The sequence below is a fragment of the Flavonifractor sp. An82 genome, from assembly GCF_002159265.1.
Classification (GTDB): domain Bacteria; phylum Bacillota; class Clostridia; order Oscillospirales; family Oscillospiraceae; genus Flavonifractor.
Genome location: NZ_NFHG01000001.1, coordinates 196,216 through 220,704 on the forward strand (window position 1 = coordinate 196,216; position 24,489 = coordinate 220,704).

Here is a 24,489-nt window from a genome sequence, read left to right on the forward strand (position 1 = left end):
ATGGCCAAGCTGACGGAATTGGCAGAAGAATATCGGGAGGCAGCTGTGCGTCTGCGGCTGGCCATTGAAGACCGGAAGGAACAGGCTGCGCAGGGGAACTCCGTTGCCGCCCGGGAGCTGGCAATCCTGCGGCAGATGCTGGCGGAGATGCGGGATCTGCGGCAGCTTACTCAGGGGTATTACACCCGGCCAAGAGATGGGGCCTATACCACATCCGATCTCCGGGCGCCCCGGATAGACACGAGTAAAAAATGAACCGGGCCGGGGAGATCAAGGAGCGGGCCAAGGCCCTGCGGGCGGAAAAGGCGGACCTTCAGGCCAAGCTGGCGGCGGCCCGGGGTCGGGAGGCTGCGGACCTTCGGTTGAAGCTGGCTGCCGTGGAGGAGGACCTGGTGGACTGCGCCCGGCTTTTGCGGGAGCTGATGCCACAACACAGGATCAGCCGGGGCAGAACCTGGTCCGGCCTGGAAGGCTGGCAGTGGGACAAGCTCCAGTACCAGACCTGGGCGGAGCTGGAGGGGAGCGAGGACCCGGAGGGCCCCACGGAACAGGACAAAATGCGCCTGGCGGTGCGGACGGCCCGGGCCGGACTTACCCCAACCCAGGAGGCCTATCTGGCCCAGACAGATGGGGGCAAGCGCCCCGCCCAGGTGGCCCGGGAGGCGGGGAAGCACCGCTCCACCGTCTGCCGCACCCTACAGCGGGGAAAGGACAGGATCGCGGAGGACGCCAGAGTGTTCTATGATCTGCTGAGCCGCCGGGAGGGCGGCCCCCTGGTGGTGGATCTGGGGGAGCCGCAGGTGCTGAAAGCTGTCCTGGACCGGCTGACCCAGCGCCAGCAGACTTATCTGTACCTCTATTATGGCGAGTGGCTCAGCCTGCGGGAGATCGGCGCCCTGCTGGGGGTGGATCACGCCTCGGTGCTCCGGTCCATCCGGTGCGGTCTGCGGCGGATGGAGAGCCTGGCTCTGGGGGAGCAGGTGGAGGTGCGGGGGCTGGACAGCCTGGAGGAGCGGCTCATGGCTCACTTCAACGATCTACCTTTGGAGGAGGAGACGCGGGAGAAGCGGACCTATCAGAAACGGGGCAAAACTATCCCGAAGCCTGCGCCCATCCACCTGAAGGACTTGCTGCTGCGCTTTGTGCGGGACGGCCGGGTACGGACAGCGGGGGCGGTTGGGCCTGAGCTGGAGGTACAGCCGGGCGGCTGGAGCTCCGGGGTGCTGCTGGCCTGGCTGGAGGATCGGGTGTCTGGGCGGCAGGACAGGAAATCTCTGCTGCGCCGGCTGCTGTATCGCTTATTTACATGGATCAGGAGGGATTTGGATGTTGACCATCATTGAGATCGCGGCCAGAGAGGACGGCGGCCACGGCCTGCAGAGCCAGAGCCACCGGACAGAGTGCTGGCTGGAGGGGTGGGTCGCGGTGCCGCCCCAGCTGGAGAAGGCGGCCTGGGACTGCTGCGGCTACTGCACGCTGGACATTCAGGACGGAGTGCTGGTGGGCCTGACGCCGGGAGAGGTCCCCACGCCGCCGGAGCAGGAGCCTGCCCCCACGGTGGAAGAGCTGCAGGCAAAGGTAACTGCGCTGACGGAGTCCAATCAGTTCCTGGAGGACTGCCTGGTGGAGATGGCATCGGTGGTCTATGCGTGACCTATTGGCCCGCTGGGCCTTGGGAATATATTTATATTTGGAAGGAGACAGAGAAATGATGGCTATGTTGTTTGCGTGTCGTGTGGTGGAGGAGCGCACCAAGTTTGATCAGGTGCCCCGGCTGCTGAAGCAGCAGGTGGCCGACATCATCATCAAGGACTTCGGCATGCCGGAGCTGGTGCCCGCCGAGTTCGGCGGAACCGCGGAGTAAAAGGAAAGGAGAAAGAACATGTCTATCAACTACAATAAACTGGTTCCTGTCTGCTATGCTATTGCCAACGCCAACGGTGTGGACCTGGGCGTGGGCGATTCCATGATGCAGAACAACATCCGGCTGGGCAGAGATGAGCACAAGGGCGCTACCGTGCTGCCCCGTGCCTTCCGCCCCGACTGGGCCAAGCTCCATGAGGAGAACCCCGACCTGGCTGCCGTGAACGGCGAGTTCAACGCCTACATCCGCAAGCGCATGGCGCTGATGGTCCAGCTCAAGCCCCTGTGGAATGAGGGCGACTATCAGGGCATGATCGATCTGATGGAGGCCACCGCCGACCCCGGCCCCATCTCTCAGCCCGCCCGGGAGGAATGGGAGAAGGAGCAGAACGGCGGCGAGGACACCGAGGGCGGTGAGGAGACCGGCGGCACTGAGGACGGCGGCGAGACCAGTGAGTAACAGCCCGCTGGTGACTTGCACCAGGCTGTCCCCCAACCGGACCAGTCCCCGGAACCACGCCATTGACACCATTACCATCCACTGTACTGCCGGGCAGGGAACTGCCCGGCAGATCTTGAACATGTCCCACTTCACAGGCTACGACCCGGATAATGGTGCGTCCTGCAACTATGCTGTGGGGGAGGACGGCAGCATCGGCCTGTGTGTGGACGAGAGGGACCGGTCCTGGTGTAGCTCCGACCGGGAGAATGACCACCGGGCCATTACCATCGAGGTGTCCAGCGAGGCGGTGAGTCCCTACAAGGTCACGGAAAAGGCGCTGGCGGCCCTCATTGACCTGCTGACGGATATCTGCGGTCGGAACGGTATCAAGAGCCTGGTGTGGTCTAACAGCAAGGCCGATCGGGTGAACCACCGGGGTGGGTGCAACATGACCTGTCACCGGGACTTTGCCGCCAAGGCATGTCCGGGGGACTACCTGTATGCCCTGGAGGGGGACATCGCGGCAGCGGTCAACAAGCGATTGGAGGAGGGGGAAGAAGTGACGCAGGAACAGTTCAACGCCATGATGGAGGTCTACCTGACCCAGCAGCGGGAGAAGGAGAGCAGCAGCTGGTCCAAGGAGGCCTGGGAAAGGGCAGAGGCTGCCGGGGTGTTTGACGGTACCGCACCTCAGGCTCCTCTGTCCCGGGAGCAGGCCGCTCTGGTGCTGGACCGGCTGGGCCTGCTGCCGGATGGAGGTGGCTGACATGGAGCACATCAATACTTTCAAGGCGGCGGTGGCCGCCGTGTGTGCTGCTCTCACCGCCCTGTGGGGCTGGTTCGGCTGGGTTGTGGTGGCCTGGATCGGCTGTATGATTATCGACTATGCCACCGGCTCCGCTGCTGCCCTGCGGGCGGGAGAGTGGTCCAGCAAATCTGCACGGGACGGGATCTGGCACAAGCTGGGCAGCGTGGTGGCCGTCATCGTAGCTGCCATTCTGGACACGGTCATCGGCCACCTGCTGGGCAATGTGCCCGGGGTGGAGCTGCCCTTCACCTACACGGTACTGCTCTGCCCTCTGGTAGTGATCTGGTACATCCTCACCGAGGCGGGCTCCATCATCGAGAACGCCGGCGCCCTGGGTGCGCCTATTCCGGCGTGGCTCACCAAAATGATTACGGCCCTGGAGGACAAGGTGGATCAGGCTGTGAAACACTAACACATTTTGCGGCTTTAAAATTCAAAGCCGAGGGGAAAAGAGTTGTAAGTAAAACATCAATTCCTCATCTTTATTGTCCATTGATACATAAAGATGAGGAACTGATGTAGGCTCATTCCGTTACTGTTTAATTTTTGGTATAATATCTTTCTCGATTGAAAATCCAAGCGAATCAGGCAATTTTGGCAAGGAGTTTGAGTGGTATTTTTTGAAAAAACTTAAGATTGTAAACCCGGTTATAGCATCTGTAATTAAATCTCGCATTAGAATGATGCCATCCGAACTATCGTCGCCATAGGAATTCGATTTGTTTCCGAGAGCAACGTATAAAGTATCAAAACGCTTGTCGTAATCAATATTAATTTTCATTTTGTTCACGATAAATAGCATCCCCTTTTGTCCCGCCCTCAGCGTTTCTAGCCGGGTACGCCGTTATTACCTCCCCGCTACCACCACATGTAGTAACGACTACTTTAGTATATGGGGCATTACTAAAATAGTACGTGGAACTTTCTGATTTCTTACAATACACTTCACGGTAATTAAGAGAAGGTAAACTGTCATGACTTTCATAAATGACTTCAGGGGATGTTATTGTTTCAATGATGGCATCCACGTTATCTTCCATAATTGGATGGCCTGTAGAAGGATTGACAATATGCCTGGTCCATTGGTCCTCTTCGCAATATATTGTAACTCCGCGAGGATCTTTTGCTTCAAATTTTTTTGCCATTAATTACACATCCAATTTAATGACCTGCGGATTCCTGCTGATTTAAGGTGTTCCCTAAGATAGTAACTAGCTGTCGAGCTATTTCTTCGGGAATAACTACCCCACAAATATCTTCCCGAATAGTTGAAAATTCAAGCGGCGGGGTGGTTTCGTTGTTTTCAGATACTGGGGAAGAAACCTCTGCGTGTGGATATTCTTGTGCAAAGCCAATAACGACTTCATTCAGATTCTTATTGAATGAAACGGTAAAAGCATTTGCATATTGAGGTTTACTCATAAAAGTTCCTCCTTCACTTATGTGTATATTAGAATTTTATAAGAAAAATATGACTATTTCAAGTGTTGCTGAATGTAAAAGCAAAAATTTTATTTAATTACAATAATGTGAGTTACTTAAATTATATAATAAGCTATATCTTTCTCCTTACAGGAATCGTAGATCTTTTTCGTGTGTATGCATACGGCCTCCCGGATGCAGGCCGCATCCTGGACCGGACCGGGCATCATCTTGTCGGGCATTGCAATACCTCCTAGCAGATATTGAAGGGGCGTTCCCTTCCGCTCCATTCTATGTGTCCCCCGCGTTTTGGTGTTCCCGGACAGGCCTGCCTGTGATCCAATGCTGATCGGCTATTGGGAAGACAGAGAACGCGCCGGACTGAGAGGGCGGCGCGTTCTCTTTGAAATCAGTCCTCTTGCTCGGCGGAAGGGCTTTGATGGAAGACCTTCAGGCCGGGACCGGAGGTGCCAGGGATGATGGATTTTGCCCGATGCTTCCCATGCCTGGCCTTCCCCTGGAGCTCTGGCACGGGAGGTTCTGCATTGCGGGGCTGGGTGTGGGTGCGTTCAGGACGCGCCATGCCTTGCTTGGCCATACAATTACCTCCTAAAACAGCTGCTTGACCTCCTCGGCCATCCGTTTCAGGTCCTCCAGGGTGGCGGGCTGCTGCTTGCGGGCCCGGATCTGAGCCTGGATATAACCGGGAAGCTGAGAAAAATAGGCCTCCATGGCCGGATCTTCCATCAGATGAGCGTATCGGTCGCTGTATGTGGATTCCATGCGATCACCTCCTGCCGTTAGCTTGCCCACACTGCGCCCGCTTATCAGCCCAAAGGAAAAGCAAAAAAATCCGGACCGGGCCCTCAGGCCCGGCCCGGTACAGGTTTAAGCGCGTTTGCGGCGGATGAGGTCCGCCAGGATGAGCACGGTGCAGCAGGTGAGCAGCGCCACCCCGATGAGAATGGCGCAGTTGCAGAAAAATTCCTTCGGCATCACCTGGATGATCTGATCGGTGTTTTCATCAAAGATCCAGTTGTCCTTGCCGGGGAAGAAGATGGCGTGGAAGACCACAAAGGCCCGGTTGAAGTCCAGCGCCGCCAGACCGGCCACCACCAGAATCACCCCGCCGGTGCATACCCCGGCCCAGAAGCCGGGGCCGTGGCCCAGCAGGGGACGGAAGACCCATTTCTTCCACAGCCGCAGGACCAGCAGAAGGGCGCACAGGGCGGCGGTGATGCCCAGCACCCAGAAGTCCAGCAGGAACAGCCCCCGCACGTCGGCAAAGTGGCTGTAGCCCGATTCCGACCAGGCCAGCTGACCGGTGCCGAAGGGCTTGCCCAGCACGCAGTAGTCCAACACCTGGTCATAGGCCTCCCGGATGACCTCCTCCGACCAGCCGGTGCGCTCCGGCAGATCCAGGGTTTTGATCTGGATATAGTAGAAGGGGCGGAACAGGATGGGCAGGGCGATGGAGAAGCTGAGGATCAGCAGCGCCAGTATGACGGCGCACAGGACAGAGGCGGCTTTGGGCAGTCGCATGGGATCACTTCCTTTTGACAGACAGAGAGATCAGCACCTGGGAGGGCAGGTAGAACAGCCACATGCCCACCCGGGCAAATTGTACCAGCGGGCCCCCTGCCGCCGGAAACCAGGCGGACAGATTTTGCAGGCCAACGCACAGATCGCAGCACAGAAAGAGGAGCAGCCCCACTCCGAAGCCGCGGTAGGGGGGACGCAGGATGAGGCTCTCCAGCACGTTGACCGTCAGCTGGGAGAAGTAGAACAGGGAGAGGGCGGTGAGGCCGTCCAGAGCCCCCAGCCCGCCCGCCGTAATCCAGGCCGCCAGCACCAGCAATCCCCGCAGGGCCAGCCGGAGGGGGAACTGCTCCCGGCGTACCGCGGCAATGCGGGTGAGGTAGAGCAGCTGCACTACGCAGAAGCAGGCCACCCCCGCCAGATACCACCGGTCCAGCACCAGCAGAAAGAGGTCGGCCAGCACGGTAAAGCCCAGGGCCGCTTTCATCAGAGCGCCGTCCGTGCCGCGGCCTACCCTCAGGACAAAGAGGAAACACAGCAGGATGGAGAGATATTTCAGGGGGATATCCCAGCCGCTGCCCGGCCAAAACAGGTCCAGGGCCAGAAAGGCGGCGTAGAGGCAGCCCTCCAGGAGGGGAAACCACAGGCTGCGCTTCATTTCTTGAACCGCTCCAGCAGCTTCTGCTCCCAGCGGTCGCCGTACTTCATGCACACCAGGAAGACGGCCAGACCGGCGGCCCCCAGCAGGGCCATGGCCCAGTAGGGAATGGCCAGCACCGAGCCGCCCACCAGGCAGGATACCAGCAGCCCCCAGGGCCGGGCCGCCAGCACCAGCACAAAGAAGCGTTTGAGGGGGATGTCGGTGAGACCGGCCAGAATGCACAGCAGATCGTCGGGGAAGAAGGGAAAGAGGAAGGCCAGAAAGAGAAACACGTCCCGCTTGCGGCGGATGATGTCCAGATATTTTTCCGACACCTTCTGGCTCACCAGCCGGTCCACAAACCGCTGGCCCAGGGCCCGGGCCAGCCAGAAGACCAGGGTGGAGCCCGCCACCACCGCCGCCCAGGTGAGCAGGAAGGCGGGCCAGGTGCCGAAGAGCAGGGCGCCGGCCAGGGCGGTGACGTTGCTGGGGATGGGGGCCACCACCACGCCCAGCAGCTGGATCACAAAGTAAAACAGGTGGGTGAAGGGGGCAAAGCGGGAAATATAGGCCCGCATTTCCTCCAGAGAGCCCAGGGAGGAAAAGAAGCCGGTCTGCCACAGCAGCAGTCCGCTGCCCCCCACCAGCAGGAGGGCCAGCAGCAGCGCTGGGAGCCAGGTGTGCTGTTTCTTCAAGCTGTGTCGCCTCGTCTTTCTGTGTTCTGTCCTATAGGCTATCACATCGGGACAGGAAAGGCCATTAAGATTTTCTGAATTTTTACAGGGATGTAGTTTTTGCCGCGAAAACGGTAGTATATAGATGAAGCCGGAAAGGAGGTGTTGAGATGGCAGACGACAAGACAATCATAGAACTGTTTTTCGCCCGTGACCAGCAGGCGATCCGGGAGCTGGACATGAAATACGGGAAAATCTGTCACGCCGTCTCGTACAATATTGTGAACAGCAGCCAGGACGCAGAGGAGTGCGTCAATCAAGCGTACTTAGGCGCATGGAACACCATTCCACCGGAAAGGCCCGACCCCTTGCTTTCCTATCTCGTGAAAATCGTTCGGAACATTTCTCTCAAACTCTATTGGAGAAAGAATGCGGCCAAGCGAAACAGTATATACACAATCGCCATGCAGGAAATGGAGGCCTGTCTCGCAGACCGGAAAACCATGGAAGATGAGCTGGAAGCCAAAGAGCTGGCCCGAATCATTGAGGACTTTTTGGACACGCTGACCCATGAAAACCGGGCTATTTTCATGCGCCGCTATTGGTTTTCCGACAGTTACAAGGACATAGGCGGGCTTGTGGGCCTTTCGGAGAAAACGGTCTCCGTCCGGTTGACCCGTATCCGGAAGAAAATGAAACAATATTTGATAGAAAGGGGGGGTGTTTGTATGAACGCAAAAAAGTTTTCTGACGCTATGAGCGAGCTTGATATCAAATATGTGGAGGAAGCGCTCCATTACAAGAAGAACGCAAAAAGAACGGGTTGGATAAAGTGGGGTGCTGTGGCAGCTTGCTTCCTCCTTGTGCTGTCAATGGGAACGGTGGCTCTGGCGGCGACACTGGGATATGATCCCATAGGGTGGATTCTATCTGCGTTTTCTGCCAATGAGGATGGGCCCAGTGCGGCGGTGATCCAGGAACAGATGCAGGAAGGGCAGTGGGTGTATTTGAACGATGACAATATTGCCGTCATTCTGCCGGAGTCGCCCACAAAAATTTTACTGAGTCATGACGGTGGAAAAACCTGGAAGGAATCTGTGGTTACGGGGAGCGACAAAATGATCCTCTGGGGGGAATGGAAGGAAGATGTGGTTCCTACAGGCGGATTTATCGGATTTTGGGGGGACGGCGGTTATCTCGTACTTACGGCTCCTGTTGCAATGGGCAACCAGCCCATGAGAATCTACCTGACCCACGACGGCGGAGAGACTTGGTCGGAAATCGGAAACCCCTACAAGGCCGGGGAACACTACTGTGTGCTGACCGGCGCAGGATTTTCTACCGATCAGATTGGATTTATCAGTTATCGCTATTATGAGGATGCAGGTCCGGATATCTGGTGGACCTCCAACGGAGGAGACACTTGGCGAGAGTTGACGGTACCGCTTCCGGAGCAATACACAGGGGAAGAATACGTGTTCACACCGCAATCTCCTGCGTTTCACGGCTCAAGCGGGGTCTACCCGATCAAGGTGTGCAACCAGTCTGACGGTGCTGTGGAGATGATTTATTTGTACAGTGATGACTATGGAATGACCTGGGAATTTCGTTGAACATGGAGCGCTGCCCAGAACGGAAATGCCTGTGGGCAGAACAGGGGCGGCCCCCTAAAAACGCAAAAATCCACACCCGAAGGTGTGGTTCTTGTCCATAGATGAAAGGGACTTACCGCTCGCTGGAGACCACCTGCTGGTCGCCGTCAAAGATCAGCTCGTCCACGTCCTTGGCATTGTAGTTGTACTCGGTCATCTTACTATCACCTCCTGTCTGATTTCACTGAACTCAGTATACGCCCCACCCAGGTAAAGAACAAGAGGACCTTGGTAAAGTTCACATAAAGTTTGCACTTGGAAACAGTCAAAAAGCCGTTCGGGCCTGTAAAGGGTCCGAACGGCTTTTCAAATCGTTACATCCGCTTTTTCCGCAGCAGGAAGGTAATGGCGAACCACAGGGCCAGATAGAGGGTGATGGAGGCGCCGGCGGAGGACCCCAGCTCGTAGGAGGTCATCAGTCCGGCGATGCCCGCCACCACGGCGGCCGCAATGGAGATCAGGTGGAACTGCCGCATGTTCCGGGCCAGGTTGCGGGCGGCGGCGGCAGGGAGGACCAGCAGGGAGTTGATGACCATGAGGCCCACCCAGGTCATGGACACAGTGACCACCACGGCGATGGCCATGGAGAAGACGGCCTCCTGCCAGAACACCTGGATGCCCCGGCTGTCGGCCAGAGCGGGGTGGACGGAGGAGAGCATGAGCCCGTTGAAGGAGCACAGCCACAGCACAATCACCACCAGCAGGATGACGGCCAGCAGGGCGATCTTGCCCGGTTCCACGCTGAGGATATCGCCGATGAGCAGGCTGTTGAACTTGGTGAAGCTGCCGCTGTCAAAGGTGGCGATGAAGATGCCCAGGGCCACGGCGGTGGAGGAGAACACCCCGATCACCGTGTCGCTGGCCATGTTGGACCGGCGCTGGACGTAGGTAAAGAGCAGGGCGAAGGCGGCGGCCAGCAGGATGGCGGCCCACATGGGGTCGGCCAGGCCGCACAGGGTGCCGATGGCGATGCCGGTAAAGGCGGAGTGGCCCAGGGCGTCGGAGAAGAAGCTCATCCGGTTGGTGACCACCATAGTGGACAGGATGCCGAACAGGGGGGAGATGACCAGCACCGCCAGTAGGGCATTTTTCATGAAGTACATGGTGCCGGGAGCGGCCCACTCGAAGGGGAGCAGCTCCACCAGGGAATACCACAGTTCCATTACTTCTGCCCTCCTTTCCCCAGGGCCAGGTGAAAGACCTCCTGAAATTCAGGGGAGGACAGGACCTCCTGAGGGGGCCCCACCTTGAGTACCTGGCTCTTCAGCAGGATCACCTTGTCGGCGTACTGGTCCAGGGTGGCAAAGTCGTGGGTGGACAGCAGGATGGACAGGTCGAACCGGGTGCGGATCTCGTCCAGCATGTCCAGCAGCTGCTTCTCGCCGTCGATGTCCACGCCGGAGAGAGGCTCGTCCAGAATGAGAATGTGGGGCAGGGGCTCCAGGGCCAGGGCCAGCAGCACCCGCTGGAGCTCGCCGCCGGACAGGGCTCCCATCCGCTTGTCCATCAGGCTCTCCCCGTGGACCCGGGCCAGACAGTCGGCCACCCGGGTGCGCAGCTTCTTGGGGGAGGGGAGGAACACCGGCCAGCGGGAGATGGCGGCGGAGAAAAAGTCAAAGACGCTCACCGGGTCCCCCCGGTCGAAGCTGGGGGACTGGGGCACGTAGCCGATGAGGGGCCGGGTCTTGTCACCCCCCGCCCGCTGGAACTCGATGAGGCCGGTGTGGGGGATCTGCCCTAAAATGGTGCGGAAGAGGGAGCTTTTGCCCGCTCCGTTGGGGCCGATGAGGGCCACGATCTCCCCGCAGTGCAGGTGGAAGGATACGTCGTGGAGGACCTCTTCATTGCCGAAGTTGACCCCCAGGTCGGCCACCTTCAGGCAGCAGGACCCGGCGCAGCCCGGCCCGGAATCGCCGTGTTTGTGTACGCTCATCCAAACGCCTCCACAATGGTGTCAATGTTGTTCTGCATGGCGTCCAGGTAGGGCTGAATGCCTGTGCCGTCGCCGCTCATGATCATGTTCAGCTGATAGACACCGCAGCCGCACTCTCTGGAGATGGCCTGTGCGGTGGATTCGGAACCGTTGACCTCGGTAAAGATGGCGGGCAGCTGGTACTGATCCACCAGAGAGACGATCTCCTGGATCTCCTGGGCGCTGGCCTCGCTGCCCTCTTCCTCCTCAATGGCCTTCAGCAGCTCCAGACCAAAGGAGCGGGAAAAGTACTGGAAGCCGTCGTGGAAGGTGATCAGCTTGGGAGCAGACAGGGTGGTCAGCTGCTCCTTCCACTGCTGTGCGGCCTCTTCCACCTGCTGCTGCACCGCGGCACAGCTGGCCTGGAGGTCCTGACCGGTGATCTGACCCAGTTGGTCGGCAATGGTGCCCAGCATGACCTGAGCATTGGCAGGGTCCATCCAGATGTGGGGGTCGTACTCGGTGTCGTGGTCGTGGCCCTCATGGCCCTGGGCAGGCAGCAGGTCCATCCCCGCCGAGCAGTCGATGACCGTGGCGTCCGAGGCGGACAGCGCGTCGTCCATAAAGTCCTCCAGCCCGGCGCCGTTCATGACGATGACGTCGGCCCCCTCAATGGCCTTCATGTCGCTGACGGTGAGGGTGTAGTCGTGGAGACAGGAGGTCTGCTGGTTCACCAGCAGGCTCACCTCCACCCCCTCCGCCCCCTCGGTCACCGCGGTGGTGAAGAGGTAGACCGGGTAGGTGGTGGCCACAATGTGGAGGGTATCTTCGTCCTGGGCGGGGGCGGGCTGTCCGCAGGCGGAGAGCAGCAGGACAAGGGCGCACAGGGGCGCAATCAGTTTTTTCATATCGTTCCCCTTATCAGTAAAATTGAATCGATGACAACTTTATATTATACTGCTTTTTTCGCCTGCTGTAAAACAAAATATTTGCTCTGTGTACTGGATAAAGCCACAAAAGAATGATAAAATTACAGTGTTATGTAATAGATGTCCAAGGATCAGAAAGAAAAGGAGCCAAGCTATGGACTACTACGCATTTTATACCGGGCAGTGCTTTGACGCATACACCTGGCTGGGGGCCCACCGGGAGGAGGAGGGGTGGGTCTTCCGCACCTTCGCGCCGGGAGCGGCGGGGGTGGTGCTGCTCCACGGGGGACGGGAGCTGCCCATGGAGCGGGTCCACGACGGGAATTTTTATGAACTGCGGACCGACGGCGTGGAGCCGGGGGACTGCTACCAGTACCGCATTTACCGCCGGGACGGAGGCTATACCGACCACTGCGACCCCTACGGCTTCGGCATGGAGCTGCGGCCCGACCACCGCTCGGTGGTGCGGGATCTGGCGGAGCACACCTTTCAGGATGAGGCTTGGATGGAAGGGCGGAGCAGCCGTATCGAGGAGCCGCTGAACATTTACGAGCTCCACCTGGGCTCCTGGCGGAGAAAGCCCGACGGCGGCTGGTACCGCTATGACGAGCTGGCCCAGCCCCTCATTACTTATATAAAGGAGAGCGGCTACAACTATGTGGAGTTTCTCCCACTCAGTGAGCACCCCTGCGACGAGAGCTGGGGCTACCAGATCACCGGCTTTTACGCCCCCACCAGCCGGTACGGCACCGCCAAGGAGCTGATGACCCTCATTGACCGGCTCCATCAGGCGGGGATCGGGGTGATCCTGGACTTTGTGCCCGCCCACTTTGCGGTGGACGACTACGGCCTGGCCCGGTATGACGGCACCGCCCTCTATGAGTACCCCCACCGGGACGTGGAGGTCAGCGAGTGGGGGAGCCACAACTTCATGCACTCCCGGGGGGAGGTGCGCTCCTTCCTCCAGTCCTGCGCCCGGTACTGGCTGGAGGTGTTCCACTTTGACGGCCTGCGGATGGACGCCATCAGCCGCATCCTCTACTGGCAGGGAGATGAGGCCCGGGGGGTCAACGGGGACGGGGTGGCCTTCCTGCGCACCATGAACCGGGGCCTGAAGCAGCTGTGCCCCGACTGCATCCTGGCGGCGGAGGACTCCACCAACTTCCCCAAGGTCACCGCCCCGGCGGACCAGGGGGGACTGGGCTTTGACTACAAGTGGGACATGGGGTGGATGCACGACACCCTGTCCTATTTCCAGACGCCCCCGGATCAGCGGCCCGGGCGGTATCACCAGCTCACCTTCTCCATGCACTACTTTCCCCAGGAGCGCTACCTGCTCCCCCTGTCCCACGACGAGGTGGTCCACGGCAAGGCCACCATTTTGCAGAAGATGCACGGGGATTATGACGGGAAGTTCCCCCAGGCCCGGGCCCTCTACCTCTATATGATGGTCCACCCGGGGAAGAAGCTCAACTTCATGGGCAATGAGATCGGCCACTTCCGGGAGTGGGACGAACGCCGGGAGCAGGACTGGCTGCTGCTGGACTATCCCATCCACGACGCCTTCTACCATTACATATCGGAGCTGAACCATATTTATCTGGACCACCCGGCCCTCTCCCAGTGGGACTACCGGCCGGAGGGCTTCGCCTGGCTGGACTGCCGCCGGGAGGAGGCCTGTGTCTACGCCATCCAGCGGCAGGGGGGCGGGGAGCGGCTGGCGGCCCTCCTCAACCTCAGCGATCAGGCCCGGCAATACCAGATGCCCGCCCGGTCGGGGGCCGAGCTGCTCCTCCACACCGACTGGCAGCGCTTCGGCGGCCGCACCCCGGAGGGGAAGGCGCCCAGGCCCGCCGGAGGCGTGCTTACGGTGTGCCTGCCCCCCTATTCCGGCCAGCTGTACCGCATGAAATGAAGCGAATATTCATTGCAAAATGAATATTATACGGAATAGCCAAAATATTGCCCAATGAGCCCCGGAAAAATACGCATATTTATGCGATATTACTCTTGCATTTTCCAGTGGGCTGTGGTACACTGTCTCCAACATAAACAAACGGAGGTTTTTACCATGGCTGACATTAAGAAAGTGGTACTCGCCTATTCCGGCGGTCTGGATACATCCATCATCATCCCCTGGCTGAAGGAGAACTACGGCAACCCCGAGATCATCGCCGTGGCCGGCGACGTGGGCCAGAACGACGAGCTGGAGGGCCTGGAGGAGAAGGCCATCAAGACCGGTGCTTCCAAGCTGTACGTCATGGACCTGGTGGACGAGATGGTGGACGACGTCATCATCCCCTCCATGCAGATGGGCGCCAAGTATGAGGACTATCTGCTGGGCACCGCTTTTGCCCGGCCCGTCATTGCCAAGGGTCTGGTGGACATCGCCAAGAAGGAAGGGGCCGACGCCATTGCCCACGGCTGCACCGGCAAGGGCAACGACCAGATCCGTTTCGAGCTGGCCATCAAGCGCTTCGCCCCCGAGATGAAGATCATCGCCCCCTGGCGTGAGTGGTCCATCAAGAGCCGGAACGAGGAGATCGACTACGCCGAGGCCCACAACGTGCCTCTGAAGATCAACCGTGAGACCAGCTACTCCAAGGACAAGAACCTGTGGCACCTGTCCCACGAGGGCCTGGACCTGGAGGACCCCGCTTCCGAGCCTCAGTACGACAAGCCCGGCTTCCTGGAGATGGGCGTGTCTCCCGCCATGGCGCCCGACGCCCCCACCTATGTGACCATCGACTTTGAGAAGGGCTGGCCCGTGGCTGTGGACGGCGAGAAGATGAAGGCCTCCGACATCATCCGCAAGCTGAACAAGCTGGGCGGCGACAACGGCATTGGCCTGCTGGACATCGTGGAGAACCGGATGACCGGCATGAAGGACCGGGGCGTGTACGAGACCCCCGGCGGCGCCATCCTGTACCGGGCCCACGAGGTGCTGGAGATGATCACCATCGACAAGGATACCGCCCACATGAAGAGCAAGCTGGCGGTGGACTTCGCCGACCTGGTGTACAACGGCAAGTGGTTCACCCCCCTGCGGGAGGCCCTGTCCGCCTTTGCCACCGAGACTCAGAAGCACGTCACCGGCCAGGTGAAGCTGAAGCTCTACAAGGGCAACATCATCACCTCCGGCGTCACCTCTCCCGAGACCCTCTACTCCGAGGACATCGTCACCTTCCAGGAGAGCGACTACAACCAGAACGATGCCACCGGCTTCATCAACCTGTGGGGCCTGCCTGATACCGTTCTCGCCCTCCGTGACCAGGGTAAGCTGAATAAGTAATTCGACATTTTCTGCGGGCGGCCGCAGGCCGTTCCTACCATTACCGTAGGGGCGGCCTGTGGTCGCCCGCAATCCAGATAGGGAGCGATCAATTATGAAATTATGGGCCGGACGGTTCCAGAAAGAGACCGATACACTGGTCAACGACTTCAACTCTTCCATCACCTTCGACGCCCGGATGTATAAAGAGGATATCGCCGGCTCCATCGCCCATGCCACCATGCTGGGCAAGCAGGGCATCATTGAGGAGCACGAGGCGGAAAAGATCATCGAGGGCCTGAAAATTATCCTGGCGGACATCGACGCCGGGCAGGTGGAGTTCTCTCTGGAGAACGAGGATATCCACATGAACATTGAGACCATGCTCACCCAGCGCATCGGGGACACCGGCAAGCGGCTCCACACCGGCCGGTCCCGTAACGACCAGGTGGCGGTGGATTTCCGGCTGTATGTCAAGCAGGAGATCCCCAAGATCATCAACATGGTGCTGGACCTGGAGAAGGTCCTCATCAAAAAGGCGGAAGCCAACCTGGAGACCGTCATGCCGGGCTACACCCACATGCAGCGGGCCCAGCCCACCACCTTCGCCCACTACATGATGGCCTACGCCAATATGCTCCGCCGGGACGTGACCCGGCTGGAGGACTGCCTGGAGCGGATGGACGAGTGCCCCCTGGGCGCCGGCGCCCTGGCCACCTCCACCTATCCCGTGGACCGGTTCCAGACTGCCGCCGCCCTGGGCTTCAAAAAGCCCACCGACAACTCCATGGATTCCGTGTCCGACCGGGACTTTGCCATTGAGTTTTTGTCTGCCTGCTCCATTCTCATGATGCACCTGTCCCGGTTCTCCGAGGAGATCATCCTCTGGTGCTCCTGGGAGTTCGAGTATGTGGAGCTGGACGACGCCTACTCCACCGGCTCCTCCATCATGCCCCAGAAGAAGAACCCCGACGTGGCCGAGCTGGTCCGGGGCAAGACCGGCCGGGTGTACGGCTCCCTCATCACCCTGCTCACCGTCATGAAGGGCCTGCCCCTGGCCTACAATAAGGACATGCAGGAGGACAAGGAGCCCGTCTTTGACGCCATCGACACCGTGGAGATGTGCATTCCTGTCTTTACCGCCATGCTGGACACCCTCACCGTCCTGCCCAAGAATATGAGAAACGCGGCCTCCGGCGGCTTCATCAACGCCACCGACTGCGCCGACTACCTGACCAAGAAGGACATGCCCTTCCGGGAGGCCTACATGATCGTGGGCCGGCTGGTCAACCTGTGCATCAAGGCGGGTGAGACCCTGGACACCCTGCCCCTGAAGGACTTCCGCTCTATCTCCAACCTGTTCGACGCCGACGTGTATCAGGCTCTGGAGCTCAAGACCTGCGTCAACGGCCGCAAGGTCTACGGCGGCCCCGCCAAGGAGGCCGTGGAGCAGCAGATCGCCAACATCAAGGCCTTTGTGGAGGAGAGAGTCCATGGTTAGTTGTGCCGCCGTAGACCAGCGCGTCAAGCGGCGCGTACAAGCGTTTTGCCAAGGGCAAAACCTTGGCGCAGGCGGAATTCACTTCCGCCGAGCATGGAAAGGAAACTGGGGCCCCCGCGGGGCCTGCCCCGTGGGGAACTACGGCGGCCCCGCCAAGGAGGCCGTGGAGCAGCAGATCGCCAACATCAAGGCCTTTGTGGAGGAGAGAGTCCATGAGTAAGCCCAAGGTATTCATCGACGGTCAGGAGGGCACCACCGGTCTTCAGATCCATGACCGGCTGGCGGGCCGGGAGGATATCGAGCTGCTGGTCATTGATCCTGACAAGCGAAAAGACTTGACAGAAAGAAAGCACCTTATCAACGAGGCCGACCTGGTGTTCCTCTGCCTGCCCGACGCCGCGGCGGTGGAGGCGGTGGGACTCATTGAGAACTCCCGTACCCGGGTCATCGACGCCTCCACCGCCCACCGCACCGCCCCCGGCTGGGTGTACGGCTTCCCGGAGCTGTACAAAAACCCCCGGGAAGTGATCGGGAAGGCCCGGTTTGTGGCCAATCCCGGCTGCCACGCCACCGGGTTCCTGGCTGCCGCAGCCCCTCTGGTGTCCATGCGCATTCTGCCCAAGGATTACCCCCTGACCTGCTACTCCCTCACCGGCTACTCCGGCGGCGGCAAGAAGATGATCGCCCAGTATGAGGGAGGGGAGAAAGGGGAAGAGCTTTACAGCCCGAGAGTGTACGGAACCACCCTCCGGCACAAGCATCTGCCTGAAATGCAGAAGATCTCCGGCCTGGACACTCCGCCGGTGTTTACCCCGGTGGTGGACGACTACTACAAGGGCATGGCCACCACCATCTTCCTCCACAACCGCTACCTGGTGGGCCAGCCCACCGCCAAGGAACTGAGCCTGATCCTGCTGGCCTACTATGCCGGCCAGCCCCTGGTGAGCGTGGCTCCCTATACGGAGGAGCCCGCCTATCTGGCGGCCAACGCCCTGGCGGGCACCGACAGGCTGGAGCTCACCGTCAGCGGCCACGAGGGCCAGTCCATCGTCACCGCCCGGTTTGACAACCTGGGCAAGGGAGCCTCCGGCGCGGCGGTGCAGAACATGAATCTGATGCTGGGCTTTGAGGAGACCTGCGGCCTGGCGCTGTAAGAAAAGAGGAGTGAACGATATGAAACAGATCCCCGGCGGCGTCACCGCCCCCAAGGGTTTTACCGCGTCCGGCGTCCACTGCGGCGTGAAGAAAGGCAAGGGGGACGGCAATCAGCCCCCCATGAGCAAGATGCCCGAGGTGCTGGAGGGCAAAAAGGATTTGGCCCTCATCGTGTCTGAGCAGCCCTGTGTGGCGGCTGCCGTGTACACCATGAACCGGGTGAAGGCCGCCCCTCTGTACGTTACCATGGACCACCTGGAGAACGGCGAGGCTCAGGCCATCGTGGCCAATTCCGGCAACGCCAACGCCTGCGCCCCCAACAGCCATGAGCACGCCGAGACCATGTGCCAGCTGGCCGCCCAGGCCACCGGCCTGAAGGCCTCCGACTTCGTGGTGGCCTCCACCGGCGTCATCGGCCAGGAGCTGAACATCGACGCCATCGCCCAGGGCATGCCTGCCGCCGCCGCCGCCCTGTCCAAGGACGGCTCCGACGCCGCGGCCAACGCCATCATGACCACCGACACGGTGAAGAAGGAGCTGTCGGTGACCTGCTCCATCGGGGGCAAGACGGTGACCATCGGCGCCATTGCCAAGGGCTCCGGCATGATCCACCCCAATATGGGCACCATGCTGTGCTTTGTCACCACCGACTGCGCCATCACCCACGAGATGCTCACCGACGCCCTCCATGAGATCGTCCCCCGCACCTTCAACCGGGTGACGGTGGACGGAGACACCTCCACCAACGACATGTGCGTGGTGCTGGCCAACTCCATGGCGGGCAACGAGCTCATCGAGTGGAAGGATGACAGCTACACCGTCTTCTACAAGACCCTCTATTACGTCTTTGAGCAGCTGGCCCGCTCCATCGCCGCCGACGGCGAGGGCGCCAGCAAGCTCATCACCTGCACTGTCACCAACGCCCGCAGCGAGGAGAGCGCCGAGCGGCTTGCCAAGGCGGTGGTGGGCTCCTCCCTGGTGAAGGCCGCCATGTTCGGCTCCGACGCCAACTGGGGCCGGGTGCTGTGCGCCATGGGCTACTCCAAGGCCCCCTTCCGGCCCGAGTTCGTGGACGTCCATTTCTCCTCCGCCGTGGGTGAGATCCTGGTATGCCAGCAGGGCGCCGGGGTGGACTTTGACGAGGAGGCCGCCAAGAGCATCCTGTCCCAGGATGAGGTGGTCATCCATGTGGACCTCCACGAGGGGGAGCACGAGGCCACCTGCTGGGGCTGCGATCTGACCTACGACTACGTGAAGATCAACGGCGACTACCGCACCTGATCGGACCATATCTTTGATATTATCTGGGGGGATTCCCATGTCATTCAGCGAGGTGGACCGGGCCAAGGTACTGGCCGAGGCCCTGCCCTATATTCAGAAGTACTACGGCAAGACCGTGGTGGTGAAATACGGCGGCAACGCCATGATCTCCGACGAGCTGCGCCAGGCCGTCATCTCCGACATCATCCTGCTCCATCTGGTGGGCATTCGGGTGGTGGTGGTCCACGGCGGCGGGCCGGAGATCACCGAGATGCTGAACAAGATCGGCAAGGAGTCCAAGTTTGTGGACGGCCTGCGCTACACCGATGAGGAGACCATGGAAGTGGTCCAGCAGGTGCTGTGCGGCAAGGTGAACAAGAACCTGGTGGCCACCCTCAACCGGATGGGCGGCAAGGCCATCGGCCTGTGCGGCATGGACGCCGGGCTCTTCCAGGCCAAAAAGCTGGATGAGAAGTACGGCCTGGTGGGCGAGATCACCGCCATGGAGCCTCAGCTGGTGGTGGACGCCCTGAAGGACGGCTATATCCCGGTGGTGTCCACCGTGGCCCAGGGCATCGACGACGAGAACGCCTACAACATCAACGCCGATACCGCCGCCGCCAAGCTGGCCACCGCGCTGAAGGCGGAGAAGCTGATCCTGCTCACCGATGTGCGGGGCCTGATGATGGACCCCAAGAACGACAACACCCTGCTGCCGGTGGTGCGCCTGTCCCAGGTGCCCGGTCTGGTGCAGGACGGGGTCATCAAGGGGGGCATGATCCCCAAGGTGGAGTGCTGTGTGGAGGCGGTGCGCTCCGGCGTGGAGAACGCCATCATTCTGGATGGCCGCATCCCCCATTCCATTCTCATTGAGCTTTTGTCCGACGAGGGCATCGGCACCATGCTGCTGTGAGGTGATATGATGGACCATAAGGAATTGGTGGAACTGGACCACCAGTATATGATGCAGACCTATGGCCGGTTCGACGTGGATATCGACCACGGCCAGGGCGCCACCCTGTATGACCTGGCGGGGAAGGAGTACATCGACTTCTCCTCCGGCATCGGCGTCAACTCCATCGGCTACGCCAACCCCAGATGGGTGGAGGCCATTGCCAACCAGGCCATGAAGCTGGGCCATATCTCCAACCTGTTCTACTCTCAGCCCTATGCCAGGCTGGCCCAGACGCTGTGTGAGCGCTCCGGCATGGCGGCGGCCTTCTTCGGCAACTCGGGCGCCGAGGCCAACGAGGGTATAATCAAGCTGGCCCGGAAATACTCTTATGATAAGTACGGCAAGGGACGGGGTACCATCATCACCCTGAAAAACTCCTTCCACGGCCGTACCATCACCACCCTGAACGCCACCGGCCAGGATGTGTTCCACAACTACTTCTTCCCCTTTACCGAGGGCTTCCGGTATGCTCAGGCGGGCAGCATGGACTCCCTCCAGGAGGTGTCGGGCCACGACGTGTGCGCCGTCATGCTGGAGCTGGTGCAGGGGGAGGGGGGCGTGCTCCCCATGGACCCGGCCTATGTCCATGATCTGGCGGTGCTGTGCGCCGAGCGGGACTGGCTGCTGCTGGTGGACGAGGTGCAGACCGGCGTAGGCCGTACCGGTACCCTGTTTGCCTTCCAGCAGTACGGCATCATCCCCGACGCGGTGTCCTTTGCCAAGGGCATCGCCGGCGGCCTGCCCATGGGCGGCGTGCTGGCCAACGAGCGCTGCCGGGAGGTGCTGGGTCCCGGCACCCACGCCTCCACCTTCGGCGGCAACCCCATCTGCGCCGCCGCCGCTCAGGTGGTGCTGGACACCCTGGACGAGGACGCCCTGGCCCAGGTGACCGAGAAGGGCAACTATATCCGCACCCGCATCGAGCACATGGGCCTGTCCAGCCTGGGCCAGACCCGGGGCCTGGGCATGATGATCGGCGTGGAGGTACGGGGCGAGGAGAGCAACAAGGTGCTGGCAGCCCGGCTGATTCGGAACGGCCTGCTGGTACTCACCGCGGGCTCCGCCCTGCGGCTGCTGCCCCCCCTGACCATCTCCATGCAGGAGATCGACAAGGGCCTTGCCATTATGCAGGAGACCCTGCTGTAACGACCGGAAAAGAATAGACGAGGTGAAAACAATGAAAAAAGATCTGCTCAAGCTGCTGGACCTGACCCCCGCTGATATCGTCAAGATCCTGGATACCGCCGACCAGATGAAATACAACCAGAAGCATGGCCTGACCCACCACTATCTGGAGGGCAAGACCCTGGCCATGATCTTTGAGAAGAACTCCACCCGTACCCGGGTCTCCTTTGAGACCGGTATGTTCCAGCTGGGCGGCCACGCCCTCTTCCTCTCCGGCAAGGAGAGCCAGATCGGCCGGGGCGAGCCCATCGAGGACACCGCCCGGGTGCTCAGCCGCTACTGCGACGGCATCATGATCCGCACCTTCGGCCAGGCCGAGGTGGAGACCCTGGCCAAGTATTCCTCCATTCCGGTCATCAATGGCCTGACCGACTTTGCCCACCCCTGCCAGGTGCTGGCCGACCTGATGACCATCCGGGAGCACAAGTCCCGGCTGGAGGGCCTGAAGCTGTGCTATGTGGGCGACGGCAACAACATGGCAAACTCCCTCATCGTGGGCGGCCTGAAGGTGGGTATGACGGTATCCGTGGCCTGCCCCGAGGGCTACGACCCCGATCCCAAGGTACTGGAGTTTGCCCAGACCTACGGGGACAAGTTCACCCTGTGCCGGGACCCCAAGGAGGCGGCTGCCGGCGCCGATGCCCTGTTCACCGACGTGTGGGCCTCCATGGGCCAGGAGGGCGAGGCCGCAAAGCGCCGGGCCGTCTTTGAGGGTGTTTACCAGATCAACGATGAACTGCTGGCGGTGGCCAATCCCGGCGCCATGGTGCAGCACTGCCTGCCCGCCCACCGGGGGGAGGAGATCACCGCTGAGGTCTTCGAGGCCCACGCCCAGGAGATCTTTGACGAGGCGGAGAACCGCCTCCACGCCCAGAAGGCGGTCATGTACCTGCTGATGAAGGGCGACGAGTAAAGGGTTTCCCACCAGACCGGCCCCGTACCCACGGGGCCGGTCTCTGTTTTCTTACGCACCGGTATGTTTTTTTCTTGACGGAGGGCCGGTTCAGTGTTATAGTATTCTGGTAGTCTAAATGTACGGCCTGAACTCACATTTTTGTAGTCATCGTCGCTTCTTCAGACGATGCCCAAAAGTGTGAGTTTTCTTGTCATTTAGCACGAAATTTTTTGCAGGAGGTACCATTATTATGTATCACGGTACTGTCAAGTGGTTCAACGAGACCAAGGGCTTCGGCTTCATCTCCAACGACGAGGGCGGCGACGACGTGTTCGTGCACTTCTCCGCCATCGTGTGCGACGGCTTCAAGACCCTTCAGGAGGGTCAGAAGGTGACCTACGACGTGGAGCCCGATCCCAAGAACGCTGACAAGCTGCGCGCTGTCAACGTGGTGGCCGCTTGATCGTAAAGATATAAAGCCACAGAAAGCAGACCGACAAAACCTGTCGGTCTGCTTTTTCATTTCCGTTGACAAGCAGGGGAAAGAATGGTACATTTCTACATAGATGAGCCATTGAAAATGGAACAAAACGCCGGTTTGCCAGCATGGCGGAGCCGGCGCATTTTCGTTGGAAAATGGAAGGATGAAGGAGTGAAGGACCATGAAAACGGATATTGAGATCGCTCAGGCCTGTGAGATGAAGCACATCCGTGACATTGCGGCCCTGGCCGGGGTGGATGAGGACTATCTGGAGTATTATGGCAAGTACAAGGCCAAGATCGACCTGAAGCTGCTGGCCGACCGGGAAGGCAGGCCCGACGGCAAGCTGGTGCTGGTCACCGCCATCAACCCCACCCCCGCGGGGGAGGGAAAAACCACCACCACCGTGGGTCTGGCCGACGGCATGCGCCGGCTGGGCAAGAACACCGTGGTGGCCCTGCGGGAGCCCTCCCTGGGCCCCGTGTTCGGCGTCAAGGGCGGGGCCGCCGGCGGCGGCTATGCCCAGGTGGTACCCATGGAGGACATCAACCTCCATTTCACCGGCGACTTCCACGCCATCGGCGCGGCCAACAATCTGCTGGCCGCTATGCTGGATAACCACATCCAGCAGGGCAATGAGCTGGACATCGACGTCAAGCACATCACCTGGAAGCGGTGCGTGGACATGAACGACCGCCAGCTGCGCAACATCGTGTGCGGCCTGGGCGGCCGGATGCAGGGCGTGCCCCGTGAGGACGGCTTCGATATCACCGTGGCCTCCGAGATCATGGCGGTGCTCTGCCTGGCCGACGGCCTGGCCGACCTGAAGGCCCGGCTGGGCCGGATGGTGGTGGCCTATTCCCGCTCCGGCGCCCCCATCACCGCCCACGACCTGAAGGCCGAGGGCGCCATGGCCGCCCTGCTGAAGGACGCCATCAAGCCCAATCTGGTCCAGACCCTGGAGGGGACTCCCGCCTTCATCCACGGCGGCCCCTTTGCCAACATCGCCCACGGCTGCAACTCCGTCATGGCCACCCGGGTAGCCATGAAGATGGGGGACTACGCCATCACTGAGGCCGGCTTCGGCGCCGACCTGGGCGCGGAGAAGTTCTTGGACATCAAGTGCCGCCTGGCCGGCCTGACTCCCTCCGCTGTGGTGGTGGTGGCCACCGTCCGCGCCCTGAAGCACCACGGCGGCGTGGCCAAGGCCGACCTGAACAACGAAAACCTGGAGGCCCTGGAGAAGGGCCTGCCCAACCTGCTGCGCCATGTGGAGAACATCACCACGGTGTACGGCCTGCCCTGCGTGGTGGCCATCAACCGGTTCCCCACCGACACCGAGGCCGAGCTCAAGCTGGTGGAGGACAAATGCAGGGAGCTGGGGGTCAACGTGGCCCTCAGCGAGGTGTGGGCCAAGGGCGGCGAGGGCGGTATCGCCCTGGCTCAGGAGGTCATCCGCCTGTGCGAGGAGCCCAACCACTTCACCTTTGCCTATGACCTGGACCAGAGCATTGAGGCCAAGCTGGCCGACATTGTGAAGAAGGTGTACCACGGCGACGGCGTGGTGCTCACCCCCGCCGCCAGGAAGCAGGCGGCGGAGCTCACCGCCCTGGGCTTCGGCGGCCTGCCCATCTGCATGGCCAAGACCCAGTACTCCTTCTCCGACGACCAGAATCTGCTGGGCGCCCCCGAGGGCTTTACCGTTACGGTGCGCAACATCAAGGTGTCCGCCGGCGCTGGCTTCCTGGTGGCCCTCACCGGCGACATCATGACCATGCCCGGCCTGCCCAAGGTCCCCGCCGCCGAGAAGGTGGACGTGGACGAGAACGGCAGGATCTCCGGTCTGTTCTAAAAGAAAAAGCGGGCGGGTGGTGACACCCGCCCGCTGTAATAAGGAGTTGATTG

The 24,489-nt window shown here is 60.5% G+C and carries 30 protein-coding genes; 18 read left to right on the forward strand and 12 right to left on the reverse strand.

Annotation, left to right across the window (positions count from 1 at the left end):
• From B5G34_RS01260 to B5G34_RS01285, 7 genes are read left to right on the forward strand one after another with little or no spacing between them, the layout of a single operon-like run.
• Entirely contained in the window at positions 1-255 is a 255-nt protein-coding gene (locus B5G34_RS01260; RefSeq protein ID WP_087333633.1) for a hypothetical protein, read from the forward strand.
• A complete protein-coding gene (locus tag B5G34_RS01265) occupies positions 252-1,343 on the forward strand; it encodes a sigma factor-like helix-turn-helix DNA-binding protein (protein WP_087333634.1) in 1,092 nt (363 codons plus the stop codon). The genes B5G34_RS01260 and B5G34_RS01265 overlap by 4 nt, the downstream gene beginning before the upstream one ends.
• Positions 1,327-1,653 (forward strand): toxin-antitoxin system toxin subunit, encoded by a 327-nt coding sequence (locus B5G34_RS01270; protein ID WP_242956739.1) that lies wholly within the window; start codon positions 1,327-1,329, stop codon positions 1,651-1,653. The genes B5G34_RS01265 and B5G34_RS01270 overlap by 17 nt, the downstream gene beginning before the upstream one ends.
• Positions 1,654-1,708: 55 nt before the next feature.
• The gene (locus B5G34_RS18310; protein ID WP_242956740.1) at positions 1,709-1,864 is read left to right on the forward strand and encodes a hypothetical protein; all 156 of its coding nucleotides are present in this window, start codon (positions 1,709-1,711) and stop codon (positions 1,862-1,864) included.
• Positions 1,865-1,882: 18 nt separating this feature from the next.
• Positions 1,883-2,323, forward strand: coding sequence for a hypothetical protein (locus tag B5G34_RS01275; protein WP_204245888.1), 441 nt, complete (start codon positions 1,883-1,885; stop codon positions 2,321-2,323).
• Positions 2,316-3,071, forward strand: a complete 756-nt coding sequence (locus tag B5G34_RS01280) for a peptidoglycan recognition family protein (protein WP_087333635.1) — start codon at positions 2,316-2,318, stop codon at positions 3,069-3,071. Before B5G34_RS01275 ends, B5G34_RS01280 begins: the two co-directional genes overlap by 8 nt.
• A 1-nt stretch (position 3,072) precedes the next feature.
• Positions 3,073-3,525, forward strand: coding sequence for a phage holin family protein (locus tag B5G34_RS01285; RefSeq protein ID WP_087333636.1), 453 nt, complete (start codon positions 3,073-3,075; stop codon positions 3,523-3,525).
• 120 nt (positions 3,526-3,645) lie between these two features.
• Here the strand turns inward: B5G34_RS01285 and B5G34_RS01290 are convergent, their stop codons facing one another.
• The 9 genes from B5G34_RS01290 to B5G34_RS01310 all read right to left on the reverse strand — a co-directional run bounded on the left by B5G34_RS01290 (position 3,646) and on the right by B5G34_RS01310 (position 7,409).
• Positions 3,646-3,903 carry a hypothetical protein gene (locus B5G34_RS01290; RefSeq protein WP_162609395.1) on the reverse strand — a complete coding sequence of 86 codons (258 nt, stop codon included), beginning with the start codon at positions 3,901-3,903 and terminating at the stop codon, positions 3,646-3,648.
• Positions 3,884-4,258: a hypothetical protein gene (locus B5G34_RS18315; protein WP_140397170.1), complete on the reverse strand. Its 375-nt coding sequence runs from the start codon at positions 4,256-4,258 to the stop codon at positions 3,884-3,886. The genes B5G34_RS01290 and B5G34_RS18315 overlap by 20 nt, the downstream gene beginning before the upstream one ends.
• 16 nt (positions 4,259-4,274) lie before the next feature.
• Positions 4,275-4,535: a hypothetical protein gene (locus B5G34_RS18320; RefSeq protein ID WP_140397171.1), complete on the reverse strand. Its 261-nt coding sequence runs from the start codon at positions 4,533-4,535 to the stop codon at positions 4,275-4,277.
• A 116-nt stretch (positions 4,536-4,651) separates the two neighbouring features.
• The gene (locus tag B5G34_RS19355) at positions 4,652-4,777 is read right to left on the reverse strand and encodes a hypothetical protein (protein WP_275532285.1); all 126 of its coding nucleotides are present in this window, start codon (positions 4,775-4,777) and stop codon (positions 4,652-4,654) included.
• Between the two features lie 167 nt (positions 4,778-4,944).
• Positions 4,945-5,133 carry a hypothetical protein gene (locus B5G34_RS01295; protein ID WP_087333638.1) on the reverse strand — a complete coding sequence of 63 codons (189 nt, stop codon included), beginning with the start codon at positions 5,131-5,133 and terminating at the stop codon, positions 4,945-4,947.
• An 11-nt stretch (positions 5,134-5,144) separates the two neighbouring features.
• Positions 5,145-5,318 (reverse strand): hypothetical protein, encoded by a 174-nt coding sequence (locus B5G34_RS18625; protein WP_162609396.1) that lies wholly within the window; start codon positions 5,316-5,318, stop codon positions 5,145-5,147.
• Between the two features lie 105 nt (positions 5,319-5,423).
• Entirely contained in the window at positions 5,424-6,077 is a 654-nt protein-coding gene (locus tag B5G34_RS01300; protein WP_087333639.1) for a TIGR01906 family membrane protein, read from the reverse strand.
• A gap of 4 nt (positions 6,078-6,081) precedes the next feature.
• Positions 6,082-6,732, reverse strand: coding sequence for a lysoplasmalogenase family protein (locus tag B5G34_RS01305; RefSeq protein WP_087333640.1), 651 nt, complete (start codon positions 6,730-6,732; stop codon positions 6,082-6,084).
• Entirely contained in the window at positions 6,729-7,409 is a 681-nt protein-coding gene (locus tag B5G34_RS01310) for a VTT domain-containing protein (RefSeq protein ID WP_087333641.1), read from the reverse strand. Before B5G34_RS01310 ends, B5G34_RS01305 begins: the two co-directional genes overlap by 4 nt.
• A 149-nt stretch (positions 7,410-7,558) precedes the next feature.
• On the opposite strand from B5G34_RS01310, the gene B5G34_RS01315 reads away from it, so the two are divergent.
• Positions 7,559-9,001 carry a sigma-70 family RNA polymerase sigma factor gene (locus B5G34_RS01315; RefSeq protein ID WP_087333642.1) on the forward strand — a complete coding sequence of 481 codons (1,443 nt, stop codon included), beginning with the start codon at positions 7,559-7,561 and terminating at the stop codon, positions 8,999-9,001.
• A 353-nt stretch (positions 9,002-9,354) separates the two neighbouring features.
• Here B5G34_RS01315 and B5G34_RS01320 read toward each other — a convergent pair whose 3' ends face one another.
• The 3 genes from B5G34_RS01320 to B5G34_RS01330 are packed head-to-tail and all read right to left on the reverse strand — an operon-like array spanning position 9,355 to position 11,860.
• The gene (locus tag B5G34_RS01320; RefSeq protein WP_087333643.1) at positions 9,355-10,203 is read right to left on the reverse strand and encodes a metal ABC transporter permease; all 849 of its coding nucleotides are present in this window, start codon (positions 10,201-10,203) and stop codon (positions 9,355-9,357) included.
• On the reverse strand, positions 10,203-10,973 hold the full coding sequence (locus tag B5G34_RS01325) for a metal ABC transporter ATP-binding protein (RefSeq protein ID WP_087333644.1): 771 nt from the start codon (positions 10,971-10,973) through the stop codon (positions 10,203-10,205). The genes B5G34_RS01320 and B5G34_RS01325 overlap by 1 nt, the downstream gene beginning before the upstream one ends.
• A complete protein-coding gene (locus B5G34_RS01330) occupies positions 10,970-11,860 on the reverse strand; it encodes a metal ABC transporter substrate-binding protein (protein ID WP_087333645.1) in 891 nt (296 codons plus the stop codon). The genes B5G34_RS01325 and B5G34_RS01330 overlap by 4 nt, the downstream gene beginning before the upstream one ends.
• 175 nt (positions 11,861-12,035) lie before the next feature.
• Between B5G34_RS01330 and glgB the strand changes: the two genes are divergently transcribed.
• The 10 genes from glgB to B5G34_RS01380 all read left to right on the forward strand — a co-directional run bounded on the left by glgB (position 12,036) and on the right by B5G34_RS01380 (position 24,436).
• Entirely contained in the window at positions 12,036-13,796 is a 1,761-nt protein-coding gene (glgB, locus tag B5G34_RS01335) for a 1,4-alpha-glucan branching protein GlgB (RefSeq protein ID WP_087333646.1), read from the forward strand.
• 156 nt (positions 13,797-13,952) lie between these two features.
• On the forward strand, positions 13,953-15,173 hold the full coding sequence (locus B5G34_RS01340; RefSeq protein WP_087333647.1) for an argininosuccinate synthase: 1,221 nt from the start codon (positions 13,953-13,955) through the stop codon (positions 15,171-15,173).
• A gap of 94 nt (positions 15,174-15,267) precedes the next feature.
• Positions 15,268-16,653: an argininosuccinate lyase gene (argH, locus tag B5G34_RS01345; protein ID WP_087333648.1), complete on the forward strand. Its 1,386-nt coding sequence runs from the start codon at positions 15,268-15,270 to the stop codon at positions 16,651-16,653.
• Between the two features lie 212 nt (positions 16,654-16,865).
• Positions 16,866-17,807 carry an N-acetyl-gamma-glutamyl-phosphate reductase gene (gene argC / locus B5G34_RS01350; protein ID WP_087333649.1) on the forward strand — a complete coding sequence of 314 codons (942 nt, stop codon included), beginning with the start codon at positions 16,866-16,868 and terminating at the stop codon, positions 17,805-17,807.
• Between the two features lie 19 nt (positions 17,808-17,826).
• On the forward strand, positions 17,827-19,089 hold the full coding sequence (gene argJ, locus B5G34_RS01355) for a bifunctional glutamate N-acetyltransferase/amino-acid acetyltransferase ArgJ (protein ID WP_087333650.1): 1,263 nt from the start codon (positions 17,827-17,829) through the stop codon (positions 19,087-19,089).
• Between the two features lie 37 nt (positions 19,090-19,126).
• The gene (gene argB / locus B5G34_RS01360) at positions 19,127-19,981 is read left to right on the forward strand and encodes an acetylglutamate kinase (RefSeq protein ID WP_087333651.1); all 855 of its coding nucleotides are present in this window, start codon (positions 19,127-19,129) and stop codon (positions 19,979-19,981) included.
• Positions 19,982-19,990: 9 nt separating this feature from the next.
• Entirely contained in the window at positions 19,991-21,169 is a 1,179-nt protein-coding gene (locus B5G34_RS01365; RefSeq protein WP_087333652.1) for an aspartate aminotransferase family protein, read from the forward strand.
• Between the two features lie 31 nt (positions 21,170-21,200).
• On the forward strand, positions 21,201-22,121 hold the full coding sequence (gene argF, locus B5G34_RS01370) for an ornithine carbamoyltransferase (RefSeq protein ID WP_087333653.1): 921 nt from the start codon (positions 21,201-21,203) through the stop codon (positions 22,119-22,121).
• Positions 22,122-22,353: 232 nt separating this feature from the next.
• Positions 22,354-22,566: a cold-shock protein gene (locus B5G34_RS01375; protein WP_009259878.1), complete on the forward strand. Its 213-nt coding sequence runs from the start codon at positions 22,354-22,356 to the stop codon at positions 22,564-22,566.
• 199 nt (positions 22,567-22,765) lie between these two features.
• On the forward strand, positions 22,766-24,436 hold the full coding sequence (locus B5G34_RS01380; RefSeq protein WP_087333654.1) for a formate--tetrahydrofolate ligase: 1,671 nt from the start codon (positions 22,766-22,768) through the stop codon (positions 24,434-24,436).
• The last annotated feature ends 53 nt before the right edge of the window (positions 24,437-24,489 follow it).

Bases quoted from the DNA above. Each gene is read 5' to 3' on its own strand.
- B5G34_RS01260 (WP_087333633.1), top strand. From the start codon at position 1: ATGGCCAAGCTGACGGAATTGGCAGAAGAATATCGGGAGGCAGCTGTG.
- B5G34_RS01265 (WP_087333634.1), top strand. From the start codon at position 252: ATGAACCGGGCCGGGGAGATCAAGGAGCGGGCCAAGGCCCTGCGGGCG.
- B5G34_RS01270 (WP_242956739.1), top strand. From the start codon at position 1,327: ATGTTGACCATCATTGAGATCGCGGCCAGAGAGGACGGCGGCCACGGC.
- B5G34_RS18310 (WP_242956740.1), top strand. From the start codon at position 1,709: ATGATGGCTATGTTGTTTGCGTGTCGTGTGGTGGAGGAGCGCACCAAG.
- B5G34_RS01275 (WP_204245888.1), top strand. From the start codon at position 1,883: ATGTCTATCAACTACAATAAACTGGTTCCTGTCTGCTATGCTATTGCC.
- B5G34_RS01285 (WP_087333636.1), top strand. From the start codon at position 3,073: ATGGAGCACATCAATACTTTCAAGGCGGCGGTGGCCGCCGTGTGTGCT.
- B5G34_RS18315 (WP_140397170.1), bottom strand. From the start codon at position 4,258: ATGGCAAAAAAATTTGAAGCAAAAGATCCTCGCGGAGTTACAATATAT.
- B5G34_RS18320 (WP_140397171.1), bottom strand. From the start codon at position 4,535: ATGAGTAAACCTCAATATGCAAATGCTTTTACCGTTTCATTCAATAAG.
- B5G34_RS19355 (WP_275532285.1), bottom strand. From the start codon at position 4,777: ATGCCCGACAAGATGATGCCCGGTCCGGTCCAGGATGCGGCCTGCATC.
- B5G34_RS01295 (WP_087333638.1), bottom strand. From the start codon at position 5,133: ATGGCCAAGCAAGGCATGGCGCGTCCTGAACGCACCCACACCCAGCCC.
- B5G34_RS18625 (WP_162609396.1), bottom strand. From the start codon at position 5,318: ATGGAATCCACATACAGCGACCGATACGCTCATCTGATGGAAGATCCG.
- B5G34_RS01300 (WP_087333639.1), bottom strand. From the start codon at position 6,077: ATGCGACTGCCCAAAGCCGCCTCTGTCCTGTGCGCCGTCATACTGGCG.
- B5G34_RS01305 (WP_087333640.1), bottom strand. From the start codon at position 6,732: ATGAAGCGCAGCCTGTGGTTTCCCCTCCTGGAGGGCTGCCTCTACGCC.
- B5G34_RS01315 (WP_087333642.1), top strand. From the start codon at position 7,559: ATGGCAGACGACAAGACAATCATAGAACTGTTTTTCGCCCGTGACCAG.
- B5G34_RS01320 (WP_087333643.1), bottom strand. From the start codon at position 10,203: ATGGAACTGTGGTATTCCCTGGTGGAGCTGCTCCCCTTCGAGTGGGCC.
- B5G34_RS01325 (WP_087333644.1), bottom strand. From the start codon at position 10,973: ATGAGCGTACACAAACACGGCGATTCCGGGCCGGGCTGCGCCGGGTCC.
- B5G34_RS01330 (WP_087333645.1), bottom strand. From the start codon at position 11,860: ATGAAAAAACTGATTGCGCCCCTGTGCGCCCTTGTCCTGCTGCTCTCC.
- glgB (WP_087333646.1), top strand. From the start codon at position 12,036: ATGGACTACTACGCATTTTATACCGGGCAGTGCTTTGACGCATACACC.
- B5G34_RS01340 (WP_087333647.1), top strand. From the start codon at position 13,953: ATGGCTGACATTAAGAAAGTGGTACTCGCCTATTCCGGCGGTCTGGAT.
- argH (WP_087333648.1), top strand. From the start codon at position 15,268: ATGAAATTATGGGCCGGACGGTTCCAGAAAGAGACCGATACACTGGTC.
- argC (WP_087333649.1), top strand. From the start codon at position 16,866: ATGAGTAAGCCCAAGGTATTCATCGACGGTCAGGAGGGCACCACCGGT.
- argJ (WP_087333650.1), top strand. From the start codon at position 17,827: ATGAAACAGATCCCCGGCGGCGTCACCGCCCCCAAGGGTTTTACCGCG.
- argB (WP_087333651.1), top strand. From the start codon at position 19,127: ATGTCATTCAGCGAGGTGGACCGGGCCAAGGTACTGGCCGAGGCCCTG.
- B5G34_RS01365 (WP_087333652.1), top strand. From the start codon at position 19,991: ATGGACCATAAGGAATTGGTGGAACTGGACCACCAGTATATGATGCAG.
- argF (WP_087333653.1), top strand. From the start codon at position 21,201: ATGAAAAAAGATCTGCTCAAGCTGCTGGACCTGACCCCCGCTGATATC.
- B5G34_RS01375 (WP_009259878.1), top strand. From the start codon at position 22,354: ATGTATCACGGTACTGTCAAGTGGTTCAACGAGACCAAGGGCTTCGGC.
- B5G34_RS01380 (WP_087333654.1), top strand. From the start codon at position 22,766: ATGAAAACGGATATTGAGATCGCTCAGGCCTGTGAGATGAAGCACATC.